Annotated in this window: 9 protein-coding genes; 6 read left to right on the top strand and 3 right to left on the bottom strand. The window is 61.0% G+C overall.

The features are described from left to right. Window positions 1-252 precede the first annotated feature (252 nt). Together fumA and ACSJLU_RS20945 are read left to right on the top strand one after the other, a co-directional pair. Window positions 253-1,899 carry a class I fumarate hydratase FumA gene (gene fumA, locus ACSJLU_RS20950; RefSeq protein ID WP_025304241.1) on the top strand — a complete coding sequence of 549 codons (1,647 nt, stop codon included), beginning with the start codon at window positions 253-255 and terminating at the stop codon, window positions 1,897-1,899. Between the two features lie 150 nt (window positions 1,900-2,049). Then, window positions 2,050-2,916, top strand: coding sequence for a helix-turn-helix domain-containing protein (locus ACSJLU_RS20945; RefSeq protein WP_043141326.1), 867 nt, complete (start codon window positions 2,050-2,052; stop codon window positions 2,914-2,916). On the opposite strand, the gene ACSJLU_RS20940 is transcribed toward ACSJLU_RS20945, so the two are convergent. Together ACSJLU_RS20940 and ACSJLU_RS20935 are read right to left on the bottom strand one after the other, a co-directional pair. Then, the gene (locus tag ACSJLU_RS20940) at window positions 2,840-3,892 is read right to left on the bottom strand and encodes an XdhC family protein (protein WP_043141323.1); all 1,053 of its coding nucleotides are present in this window, start codon (window positions 3,890-3,892) and stop codon (window positions 2,840-2,842) included. The genes ACSJLU_RS20945 and ACSJLU_RS20940 overlap by 77 nt on opposite strands. An 8-nt stretch (window positions 3,893-3,900) precedes the next feature. After that, window positions 3,901-4,485 carry a nucleotidyltransferase family protein gene (locus ACSJLU_RS20935; RefSeq protein ID WP_380826960.1) on the bottom strand — a complete coding sequence of 195 codons (585 nt, stop codon included), beginning with the start codon at window positions 4,483-4,485 and terminating at the stop codon, window positions 3,901-3,903. A gap of 208 nt (window positions 4,486-4,693) precedes the next feature. Between ACSJLU_RS20935 and ACSJLU_RS20930 the strand changes: the two genes are divergently transcribed. Genes ACSJLU_RS20930 through ACSJLU_RS20920 form a run of 3 tightly spaced genes read left to right on the top strand, consistent with a single transcriptional unit; the run spans window position 4,694 to window position 9,266 of the window. Next, window positions 4,694-7,483, top strand: coding sequence for a xanthine dehydrogenase family protein molybdopterin-binding subunit (locus tag ACSJLU_RS20930; protein WP_380826962.1), 2,790 nt, complete (start codon window positions 4,694-4,696; stop codon window positions 7,481-7,483). Next, the gene (locus ACSJLU_RS20925) at window positions 7,480-8,034 is read left to right on the top strand and encodes a (2Fe-2S)-binding protein (RefSeq protein WP_025304236.1); all 555 of its coding nucleotides are present in this window, start codon (window positions 7,480-7,482) and stop codon (window positions 8,032-8,034) included. The genes ACSJLU_RS20930 and ACSJLU_RS20925 overlap by 4 nt, the downstream gene beginning before the upstream one ends. After that, window positions 8,031-9,266, top strand: a complete 1,236-nt coding sequence (locus tag ACSJLU_RS20920; protein WP_060448065.1) for a c-type cytochrome — start codon at window positions 8,031-8,033, stop codon at window positions 9,264-9,266. Before ACSJLU_RS20925 ends, ACSJLU_RS20920 begins: the two co-directional genes overlap by 4 nt. Before the next feature lie 62 nt (window positions 9,267-9,328). On the opposite strand, the gene ACSJLU_RS20915 is transcribed toward ACSJLU_RS20920, so the two are convergent. Then, window positions 9,329-10,705 (bottom strand): amino acid permease, encoded by a 1,377-nt coding sequence (locus ACSJLU_RS20915; RefSeq protein ID WP_025304234.1) that lies wholly within the window; start codon window positions 10,703-10,705, stop codon window positions 9,329-9,331. A 630-nt stretch (window positions 10,706-11,335) separates the two neighbouring features. Here ACSJLU_RS20915 and pdhR point away from each other — a divergent pair. Beyond that, the gene (pdhR, locus tag ACSJLU_RS20910) at window positions 11,336-12,100 is read left to right on the top strand and encodes a pyruvate dehydrogenase complex transcriptional repressor PdhR (RefSeq protein WP_004937490.1); all 765 of its coding nucleotides are present in this window, start codon (window positions 11,336-11,338) and stop codon (window positions 12,098-12,100) included. Window positions 12,101-12,198 lie beyond the last annotated feature (98 nt).

Raw genomic sequence — 12,198 nt, 5'->3', positions numbered from 1 at the left:
GATGGATTGTAATCAATGTGTTAACTGCGGGATAATAAAGCGTGCATGATGAGCCTGTACCCGCAGTTCTCACCGAGCAAGGTTGAAACGCCGCCTGTGGTAATCCCTTACGCAAAGAGCGGTTATTTTGCGATTTGGCGCAATAACTGACTGATTAAAAATACGTAAGGTGGAGGCAGTTTTTTGACAAGGCGCCGCCTCGCGCGCCACAAGTGTGAATTTAACGCAGCTGATGTTGCAAGTGAGAGATCAATGTCGAATAAACCGTTCCACTATCAAGATCCGTTCCCGCTGAAGAAAGACGATACCGAATATTATCTGCTGAGCCGCGACCACGTTTCCGTGAGCGAGTTTGAAGGCCAGGAAATACTGAAAGTTGCCCCTGAAGCGTTAACCCTGCTTGCCCAGCATGCGTTCCACGACGCCTCGTTCATGCTGCGCCCGGCGCATCAACAGCAGGTGGCCGATATCCTCGACGATCCGGACGCCAGCGAAAACGACAAGTACGTTGCGCTGCAATTTCTGCGTAACTCAGAAATCGCCGCCAAGGGTATTTTACCGACCTGCCAGGATACCGGCACGGCGATCATCGTCGGCAAAAAGGGCCAGCGCGTCTGGACCGGCGGCGGCGATGAAGAAGCGCTGTCGCGCGGGGTGTACAACACCTACATCGAAGAGAACCTGCGCTATTCGCAGAACGCCGCGCTGGATATGTACAAAGAGGTCAATACCGGCAGCAACCTGCCGGCGCAGATCGATCTCTACAGCGTGGACGGCGAAGAATACAAATTCCTGTGCATCGCCAAGGGCGGTGGTTCTGCCAACAAAACCTATCTGTATCAGGAAACCAAGGCGCTGCTGTCGCCGGGCAAGCTGAAAAACTACCTGGTCGACAAGATGCGCACGCTGGGCACTGCGGCCTGCCCGCCGTACCACGTGGCGTTCGTCATCGGCGGCACCTCGGCGGAAGCGACGCTGAAAACTGTCAAACTGGCCTCGACCAAGTATTACGATGGCCTGCCGACCGAAGGCAACGAGCATGGTCAGGCGTTCCGCGATCTGGAACTCGAAGCGGAATTGCTGCAAGAAGCGCAGAACCTGGGGCTGGGCGCGCAGTTCGGCGGCAAATACTTCGCGCACGATATCCGCGTGGTGCGCCTGCCGCGCCACGGCGCGTCCTGCCCGGTCGGCATGGGCGTTTCCTGCTCGGCAGACCGCAACATCAAAGGCAAGATTAACCGCGACGGCATCTGGCTGGAAAAACTGGAGCACAATCCGGGTAAATTCATTCCTCAGGAGCTGCGCCAGGCCGGGGAAGGCGAGGCGATCAAAGTCGATCTCAACCGTCCAATGGCCGAGATCCTCAAACAGCTGTCGCAGTACCCGGTTTCCACCCGCCTGTCGCTGAGCGGCACCATCATCGTCGGCCGCGATATCGCGCACGCCAAGCTGAAAGAGCGCCTGGATCGCGGTGAAGGCTTGCCGCAGTACGTCAAGGATCACCCGATCTACTACGCCGGCCCGGCCAAAACGCCGGAAGGCTATGCGTCCGGTTCCTTGGGGCCGACCACCGCCGGGCGTATGGACTCCTACGTCGATCTGCTGCAATCCCACGGCGGCAGCATGATCATGCTGGCGAAAGGCAACCGCAGCCAGCAGGTGACGGATGCCTGCCACAAGCACGGCGGCTTTTACCTCGGCAGCATCGGCGGCCCGGCGGCGGTGCTGGCGCAGCAGAGCATCAAGAGCCTGGAGTGCGTGGAGTACCCTGAGCTGGGCATGGAAGCGATCTGGAAAATCGAAGTGGAAGATTTCCCGGCGTTTATCCTGGTGGATGACAAAGGCAATGACTTCTTCCAGAAGATTCAGGCCGGTCAGTGCTCCAGCTGTCTGAAATAATCGCTGCCCCCTTCGCCGCCCGCGGGCGGTGAAGGGGAGTGTGTAAAGTCCTGTAGCTTGCTGGACGTCGAGTTTTAACCTGTATACCCTACGCGGGTAGCACTAAAATTCGACTAATGGAATATCGGCAACAGAAGGTTCGGCAAGCACATGGGAACGCAGGAAAGTCACATCAAGGAATTGCTGGTCTGGATTGAAGATAACCTGACCAATCCGCTGTCGTTGGATATCGTTTCTGCCAAGTCAGGCTACACGAAATGGTACCTGCAGCGCATGTTCAAAAAGCAGACCGGATTATCGTTAGCCTCGTATATCCGCGCTCGCCGCCTCTACCTCGCCGCCTTCGCCTTGCGCTTCACGCAGAAGAGCATTCTAGACATTTCGGTTGAATATCAATTCGATAATCAGCAGACATTCTCGCGCTGTTTCAAAAAGCACTTCGCCGAATCGCCCAGCGTGTATCGCCATGCCCGCAAGCAGGACTTCAGCAATCTGGTGCGTTCGCTGGCGGCCAGCCAGCCCGGCGATATTCAGGTCGAACGCGTCAGCATCGCCAGAGGGCAATATGCCTTTCACGGCAAACATTACGCGTACCATCTGGATATCGAGAAGCTGGACAAGTCGCACCTGCCGCAGCGCAGCGCGCTTCGGGCGCAGTTCTACACCTTGTTGGGCGAGCGCCCGGCACAAACCTATTCGTTTACCCAACTGGTGCCGGACGGCGAGCGGGTCAGGGTCGACTATACCCTGGGCGTGACGACGGACTACCCGCTGCGCGAAGGCGTGGCGCTGGAGCCGCTGCCGGAGATCCACGGCGAGTTTTGCCGTTTTCGCTATTCCGGCAAGCCGGTGGCGCTCAACGACCACATCATTAAAATTTACACGCAGGTGCTACCCGAAATGGGGCTGGCCCGCGGTGACGGGCCGGACATGACGGTGTTCAGCTATTCGCTGAGCGGGAAAGAGGAGCTGTATCTGGAGCTGCAGCATCTGGTGCCGGTGGTGCCGTTGCACTGATCCCGTCGGCGGCCGGCCGCCGGTTTTTCTGCTGCACGATCGCCGCCATCACTGCCAGGGCGATCTCCGCCGGGGTTTTGCTGCCCAGCGGCAGGCCGATCGGCGCATGAATGCGTTCCAGCTCCTGCGGCGTGAATTCGGCAATCTGCTGCAAACGCTGGCGCCGCCGCGCGCTGTTTCTGAGCGAGCCCATGGCGCCGATGTAAAACGCCGGGGTGTGGATCGCTTCCATCAGCGTCAGGTCGTCCATGCGCGGATCGTGGGTCAGCGCCACGACGGCGGTATTGGCGTGGCAACCGCCGTCCTCAATGAACTTGGCCGGAAACTGGCGCAGCAGCGTCACGCCCGGTTTCAGCTCGGCGGCGAAGTTATCCAGCGCCTCCGGGCGGCTCTCGCACACCAGCACCTCAAACCCCAGCGCCACGGCGAAGTCGGCGCAGTACAGCGCCACGCTGGACAACCCGGCGATCAGCAGGCGTGGCGCGGCCGCGATGTGCAGGGTGATCTGCTCGAGCCGGCGTTCGACCTGGGTGGCGCTGGTGAAGTGGCTCTGCTCAAGGCTGTGGCAGGCGTGGGGCAGCGTCAGGCGTTTGATCAACGCGTGATGCCCTTCCAGCGCGCCGGCGATGCGTTGCAGATAAGCGACGCTGGCTTCTCCCGCCGGCAGATACTCGATCAGCACGTCCAGCACGCCGCCGCAGGGCAGCGCCACGTTGGGCGTCATGCCGCCTTCGCCATAACGGATCACCTGGCTGGGCGCCTGATACTCCCCGGCGGCTACGCGCCGTAGAAAGTCCTCCTCCACGCACCCGCCCGACAATGAACCGCTGTAGCGGCCGTCTCGGGTCGCGGCCATCAACGCGCCCGGCGACCGCGGCGAAGAGCCGTAGGTACTGAGCACGGTGCATAACCAGACCGGCTGTTGCTGCAGCCAGCTTATCGCCTGGCTGACCACGGTGACATCAAGATGTTGCATAGGTGAGTTTACTCGCTGGCCGGGAGTTGCGATGGAAGATCAATATCCTGCACGACGCCGGGGTACTCAAGCGGCAGCAGGTGTACCGCCGCGCCTTGCAGCAGTTCACGCGCGCCATTATCGCCGCGCAGTTGGCAAAGCGGTTTGCGCAATCGGGCGGAAAAGCCGACCGGGTGACCGGGCTGTTGCGCATAGCAGGGGCGCACGATCGAGTGCTGCCGTAAGGCATCCGCCACCTGTCGGAAAACGTCGGCGCCGACGAACGGCATATCGGCCAGGTGGATCAGCCAGCCCTGCCAGTGCGGCGTGGCCGCAACGCCCGCGGCGATCGAGTCGCCGAGGCCCGCGCTGGCGAGCAGGGTGACCGGCACTTGCTTGGCGGCGCAGGCTGCCAGCACCGGCAGATTATCCGGCCGGGTTACCACCTGTACCGGCAGGCCGGAAGCCAGCGCCTGGCGCAGAGTGTGTTCGAACAGCGATCGCTGCTCGCCCGCTGCATCGGCGAATCCGGCGTTCAATTTGTTGCCCTGGCCGCCGGCCTGGATAAAGCGCTCCCCGCGTCCGGCGGCGGTAATGACAATGCCCGTGGTCATGCTTGAAGTCCGCGTTTGCGCAAATTATTTATTAGCCTACAAACTACCTGTGTTTTGCAAATGTTTTTTTGTTGAAAACAGCCTGTTAATCATCACATAATTTTAGTTATAAGCATATGCTTATGACGTCTACGGCAAGGTCGTCAGCGTTTGCGCAACAACACCGCGAACAAAAACCAATTACAAGAAAGACGTGAAGGACTTATTTATGAGCAATTTCAACCCGTCGCGGCGCCGCTTTATCAAAAGCGCCGTGATTGCGGGGGTGTCTGTGTATCTCGCCCCCCTGTACAGCCGCGCCTACGCCGCGCTGTTCGAGCAAAAAATCCTCCAGTCGCCCAACTGGGATCCGCAGACCAAACGCGTCCGTTTCCGCATCGATGGCCGCGCCAAGGTCATGGGGCAGAAGGTGTTCGCGCGCGATATCCGCGCGGTGGACATGCCGCACTGGCCGCAGAAACAGGCGCACGCCTTCATTCTGCGCGTCACCAAAGCCGACCGGCTGTTCGAAGGGGTCGATCTGTCGCTGTTGGGGGACGACCTGCAGCCGGATCGCCTGGTGACGGCGGAAGATCTGGCGCGCGATGGCCTGGCCTTCCCGGCGTTCTACGGTGACGACATGCTGCTGCCGAGCGGCAAAACCCCGGCCTACCTCGGCCAGGCGGTGGCGATCCTGATCTATCACGACTTCGCCCGATTCCGCTTTGCCAAGGACAAGCTGAAATTCCGTGAAGAGACCATCAAATTCGGCGCGGTCACCGGCCCGCTGGAGCGCGATCCCTGGGGCAGCTTCCGCTATGTGCGGGTGGGGGGCGATCAACCGTTCGACGACGATCGCTTCTCCAGCCTGAAGGACACGCCAATCTTCCCGGTATCGATGAAAAAGCACCTGCCGGTGTGGCCGGAAGGGCGCGAGGGCGGCAAGCTGGATCAGGAAGGCATGCGCTATGCGGGCCAGATCGCCGACGAGATGGCCAACCCGCCGGCCGACTGGCTGGTGATGTCACGCCGCTACACCACGCAGTCGATCGATACCTCGGCGCTGGAGCCGGACAACGCCAACGGCTGGTTCGACGCGCAGACGCAAACCCTGCATCTGGTGGTGCCGACCCAGTCGCCGCAGGAAGTGGCCGACGAGATGCCGCGCATGCTGGCCAAGCGCAACCCGCCGGTGAAACAGCTGATCCTGCACCCGTGCTACACCGTGGGCTACGGCTCGAAAGATCACTACAACTTCCCCTATTACGGCGCAGTGGCGGCGATGTACGGCGACGGCCACCCGGTGCGCCTGGCCAATGACCGCTTCGAGCAGTTCCAGACGGCGCTGAAGCGCCACGCGTTCGACATGAACTATCGCATCGCGGTGAATCGCCAGACCGGCGTTATGCAGTCGTTCCTCGGTGACATGACGGCGGACGGCGGCGGCCGCAGCAACTTTACCCCTTCGGTGGTGATGGTTGGCGCGACCGCCGCCCAGTCGATTTACTACTTCCCGAAAAGCGATCTGTCGTCGGTCGGGCTGGCCTCACGCGCCATCGACGCCGGATCGGCGCGCGGTTACGGCACGCTGCAGAGCATGGCCGCCACCGAGATGATGGTGGATGAGCTGGCCGCCGAGCTGAAGATCGACCCGATCGAGTTCCGCCTGCGCAACGTGCTGAAATCCGGCATGAAAAACACCCAAGGGGCGATCCCGGCCGGTGCGATCCGCGCCGATGAAGTGCTGGTGAAGGCGGCGAAGCATGAGATGTGGCTCAAGCGCGCCGAACGCAAGGCCGAGTTTGAGAGCCGCTATCCCGGCAAGCGCTATGGCGTTGGCTTCGGCTGCGTGCAGAAAGACTTCGGCACCGGGGCGGAAACCTCGTTCGCCCGGGTGGAGCTGAGCGAAGACGGGCGCATCACCCTGCATCACAGCGGCGCGGAGATGGGCACCGGCATGTCGACCTCGCAGTCGGTACTGTGCGCGCAGTGGCTGGGCAAACCGGCCGACGAAGCGCACTTCTCGGTCACCGACTGGTCGGTACTGCCGATGGTCACCAGCGGCGATCCTTACCTGATGTCGCAAGAAGAGCAGGACAAGCTGCAAACCAACCCCAACTGGACGCCGAGCTACTGTTCGCCGTCGAGCGCCAGCAATTCGGCCTATTACTTCTCGCACAGCACCCGCGAAGCGGCGCGCCTGATCTTCGATCACGGCCTGTGGCCGGCGGCGATGGCGCTGTGGCAGGCCGGTATCGGCGGCGGCCAGGCGGCGCCGCTGGTGGTGCGGCGTGAAGATGCGCGTTGGGTCGAAGGCGGCCTGACGGCGGCGGGCATGTCGGTGCTGAGCCTCGCGCTGTTGGCCAAGACGGCTTATCAGATGGGCGGCGTCACCGGCGCTGCGGTGCACGTGTTCAACCGCTGGCAGTGGGCGGAGGCCGATTTCACGTTGAACGGCAAAAGCGAGCGCCTGCCGGTCGACGGCATGGCTCTGCGCAACGCCGGCGGCGAATTCAAACCGCTGGCGCGCGGGCAGGTCTATTATCCGCCGACCCAGCGCAACAATGCGGCGGTGACCTACTACAGCGCCGTTGGCACGCTGGCGGAAGTGGCGGTGGATATCGCCACCGGCCAGGTGGAATTGCTGAATCACCACTCGATCATGGAGTGTGGCAACCTGATCGTGCCGGAACTGGTTTCCGGCCAACTGCAGGGCGGGCTGGCGATGGGGATCGGCCATGCGCTGCACGAATATTTACCGCTGTACGAAGACGGCCCGGGCAACGGCACCTGGAACTTCAACCGTTACCACCTGCCGCGCGCTAGCGACGTGGCGGTGTGGAAGCAGAGCGGCGACATCCTGCCGGCGCTGTCGGAAACCGATCCGCCGAAAGGCATGGCGGAGGTGGTGATGATCCCGATCGTGGCCGCGCTGGTCAACGCCATCGCCGACGCCACCGGCCACCGTTTCCGTGATTTGCCCGTTCGTGCAGAAAATATTCGTGAGGTATTACAATGAGCATTAAAACCCAGCCGATCTCCCTGACCATCAACGAGAAGCAATACGGCCCGATCGAGGTGCCGGAAGGCTTGATGATGATCGATTTCCTGCACGAGTACCTTGACCTGACCGGTTCGCGCCTCGGCTGCGGGCAGGGCATTTGCCACGCCTGCGTGGCGATCGTCGATCACCCGAGCGGCACTAGCGAAGAGGTGCGCACCTGCATCACCGGCGCGCATTTCTTCAACGGCAAGAAAGTGCGTACCGTCGAAGGCCATGCCAAGGTGGACGAGCAGGGCGAGGTGGTTGAACTGTCGCCGATCCAGCAGGCGTTTCTGGAGCACTACAGCTTCCAGTGCGGCTACTGCACGCCGGGCTTCGTCAACGCCGCCACCATTTTCGTGGAAAAGCTCAAGCGTGAGCCGATCGCCCGCGAACAGCTGGAAAACGCCATCGAGCAGGCGCTGGACAGCCACATCTGCCGCTGCACCGGCTACGTGCGCTACTACGAAGCGGTGCGCGACGTGGTGCTGAAAACGCCGGGCCTGCTGAAGGAGACGGCGCAATGAAAAAACGTCTCGCAGTGTTGATTGTGCTGGTGGCGATCGTGGTGATTGCGCTGCTGTGGTGGCGGGAAAACCGCCGTTACGACGGCCCGGTGCAGCAGGTGACCGCCAGCGCCGAACAGATCGCGCGCGGCCGCTATCTGGCGCAGGCCGCCGACTGCGCCGCCTGCCATACCGCCAGCGGCGGGGCGCCGTTGGCCGGCGGCTATCCGCTGGACACGCCGTTCGGCACGATTTACGGCAGCAACCTGACGCCGTCGGCCGACCACGGCATCGGGCGCTGGAGCAAGGACGACTTCTTCCTGGCGCTGACGCAGGGCGTGGCGCCGGGCGGACGGCACCTGTACCCGGCGATGCCTTACACCTCGTACAAGGGCATGTCGCGTCAGGACGCCGACGACATCTACGCTTACCTGATGACGCGCCCGGCGGTGGACGTGGCCATTCCGGCCAACGAGATGCCGTTCCCGTTCAACCAGCGCATGGCGCTGATCGGCTGGAACCTGCTGTTCCGCAGCCAGGATCCGCTGCCGGCCAGCTCACAGGGCAGCTCGTCGCAATGGCAGCGCGGCCGCTATCTGGCCGACGTGCTGGGCCACTGTGGCGAATGCCACACGCCGCGCGGCGCGCTGGGGCAGATGGATCTCGGCAAGCCGATGCAGGGCGGCGATCTCGGCCGCTTCATGGCGCCGGACATTACGCCGCACGGACTGGCGCAGCGCGGCTGGACGCCGCAGGACGTCAGCCGCTTCCTCGGCACCGGCCTCGCGCCGCAGGGTTCGGCCTTCAGTGAGATGCATATGGTGGTGGATCTCAGCACCCGTCATTTGACGCCAGAAGACCATCAGGCGCTGGCGCTGTATCTGATGGGCGAGCAGCCGCCAGCGGCGGTGCCGGTGAAAATGGGGCAGGGCAGCGATGCCGGGCGCATGACCTATCTGGATCAGTGCGCCGGCTGTCATGCGCGCGAAGGCGAAGGCAAACCGCACGTCGCACCGGCGATGCGCGATAACGCCACGCTGCGCCAGGCGGACGGCAAGAACCTGATCGTGTCGGTGCTGGACGGCCTGCCGGCCCAGCAGTTCCCGAACGGTGAAAGCATGCAGAGCATGCCGGGCTTCGGCGAGCGTCTGAGCGATGCCGACGTGGCGGAACTGGTAAATTACCTGCGGGTGACCTGGGGCGGTTTGCCGGCGGACGTCACCGCCGAGCAGGTGAAAGCGCTGCGCAAGTAAGCGGCGTTCAGACGAAAAAATGGCCCGCATCTGCGGGCCATTTTATTGCGCGGTCACGGGATTCAACGGCTGGTGACGCCGTCGACGCGTTGGCTGCGCTGTTTGATGGCGTAACCGACGGCCAGGATCGCCACCCATACCGGGATCAGCAGCACCGAGATTTGAATGCCCGGCGTCAGGTACATGATCACCAGGATGCCGGCCATGAACAGCAGGCACAGGTAGTTGCTGAACGGGTACCAGAACGCTTTGAACTTCGGCACCACGCCTTCGCGGTTTTTGGCGGCGCGGAACTTCAGGTGCGCCAGGCTGATCATCGCCCAGTTGATCACCAACGCCGATACCACCAACGCCATCAGCAGTTCGAAGGCACGGCCCGGGATCAGGTAGTTAATCAGCACGCACAGCGCGGTGGCGAGGGCGGAGATGCCGATGGCCACCACCGGCACGCCGCGGCCGTCGACCTTCAGCAGGCTTTTCGGGCCGTTGCCCTGCTGCGCCAGACCGTACAGCATGCGGCTGTTGCAGTAGACGCAGCTGTTGTACACCGACAGCGCGGCGGTGAGCACCACGACGTTCAGCACGGTCGCCACCAGGTTGCTGTTCAGCGCGTGGAAGATCAGCACGAACGGGCTGCCGCCTTCGACCACTTTGCCCCACGGGTACAGCGACAGCAGAATGGCCAGCGAACCGATATAGAAGATCAGGATGCGGTAGATCACCTGATTGGTGGCTTTCGGAATGCTCTTTTGCGGGTTGTCGGCTTCGGCGGCGGTGATGCCAACCAGTTCGAGGCCGCCGAAGGAGAACATGATCACCGCCATCGCCATCACCAGGCCCATGACGCCGTTCGGGAAGAACCCGCCCTGCGCCCACAGGTTGGTGACGGTGGCTTCCGGGCCGCCCATGCCGCTGAACAGCAGGTAGGCGCCGAACACGATCATGCCGATAATCGCCACCACCTTGATGATGGCGAACCAGAACTCCATCTCGCCGTAAACTTTAACGTTGGCGAGGTTGATGGCGTTGATCGCCAGGAAGAATACCGCGGCGGAGACCCAGGTCGGGATCTCCGGCCACCAGTACTGCACGTAGATGCCGACCGCGGTCAGCTCCGCCATCGCCACCAGGACATACAGCACCCAGTAGTTCCAGCCGGAGGCGAAGCCGGCGAAGTTACCCCAGTATTTGTAGGCGAAGTGGCTGAAGGAACCGGCGACCGGCTCTTCCACCACCATTTCCCCCAGCTGGCGCATGATCAGAAACGCGATGAAGCCGCCGATGGCGTAGCCGAGAAGCACTGACGGGCCGGCCATTTTTATTGTTTGAGCGATACCGAGAAATAACCCGGTACCGATTGCGCCACCTAAGGCGATGAGCTGAATATGGCGGTTTTTCAGGCCGCGTTTCAGCTGGTCACCCTGCTGTTGACCATCCATCAATCTAACCCTCTGTCGTTGTGAATGCCATCTGCCTGTAAAGCAGTGGTTACGATGTGTGTTTTGTTTTATTTACGGCGTTATAGCTATTAATTCCACGGCGCCGCTACCGTTTGGCAGAGAATAATGTTATGAGCGTCGGTTTGCACCTGCTTTGTCGTGTGAGTGATTAAGATTGCAGCAGTTTAGGAAACAAAATGCGGGTTGTGTGACGGCGGGGGGGATTCAGTGCATGAAATAAGCAACAAATCACATAATGCGCAAAAATAACGTAGATCTGAACGGTGGGGTGCGTTCAAATAATGAACGAACCGCCGTTGCGCTGCTCGCCAAATAGCCATTCATTAAAGCGTCATAACCATGCAATAAAACTCGGGCAAAAAGTTTGCACTCTGCCTTGCGTAAGGTTTGGTAAAAGTTAAATCCCAAACCCATCGCGTAAATGGTAATACCATCACGGCGTTACCGGTTTGCAGCGGGGTTTTCAGCGGGGTGTTAAAATGTGCGGGTAACCTGATTTCGATCAAGGCCCGTATGGACAGGAGGTGAATACTTTGTTACTTTACCGTCACGTTTTTGAAATTGGTATTACCAATTGACTCCGCGCCATTCGCAGAGAAGAATTCACTCATGGCCTACAGCAAAATCCGCCAACCCAAGTTGTCAGATGTTATCGAGCAACAGCTCGAATACCTGATCCTCGAGGGGACACTGCGCCCAGGCGAAAAACTGCCTCCGGAGCGCGAGCTGGCGAAACAATTTGATGTCTCCCGTCCTTCTCTGAGAGAGGCCATTCAGCGCCTTGAAGCGAAAGGGCTGCTCCTGCGCCGTCAGGGCGGCGGCACCTTCGTGCAAACTAATCTGTGGCAGAGCTTCAGCGATCCGCTGGCCGAGCTGCTGGCCGACCATCCCGAATCACAGTTCGATCTGCTGGAAACCCGTCACGCGCTGGAAGGCATTGCCGCCTATTACGCGGCGCTGCGCGGCACCGATGAAGATCTGGCGCGCATCCGCGATTGCCACATCGTGATTCAACAGGCTCAAGACAGCGGCGATCTCGACGCCGAGGCCGATGCGGTCATGCAGTATCAAATCGCCGTGACTGAAGCCGCTCACAACGTTGTGTTACTTCACCTGCTACGCTGCATGGGGCCGATGCTGGAACAGAACGTGCGTCAGAACTTTGAATTGCTCTACTCGCGCCGTGAGATGTTGGCAAAAGTGAGCAGCCACCGCGCCGGAATTTTTGAGGCGATTGTGGCACGCGAGCCGGAAAAGGCCCGTGAAGCCTCGCATCGCCACTTGGCGTTTATCGAGGAAATCTTGCTGGATCTCAGCCGGGAGCATACTCGGCGCGAGAGATCGCTACGGCGTCTCCAGCAACGCAAGGATTAAGAGCTGTCCTCTTCAGGGTACACCAGCCTGCGGGGGTTAAGTTCGAGGTACTTAGTTAAGTACTTAAGCGGCAACTAAACTGATGGGCCTGTCTTCGT

This window comes from Serratia bockelmannii (assembly GCF_051803255.1).
GTDB lineage: Bacteria > Pseudomonadota > Gammaproteobacteria > Enterobacterales > Enterobacteriaceae > Serratia > Serratia bockelmannii.
The sequence above is the reverse complement of the archived record's forward strand: the minus strand, read 5'-3'. Positions and strand labels throughout refer to the sequence as shown.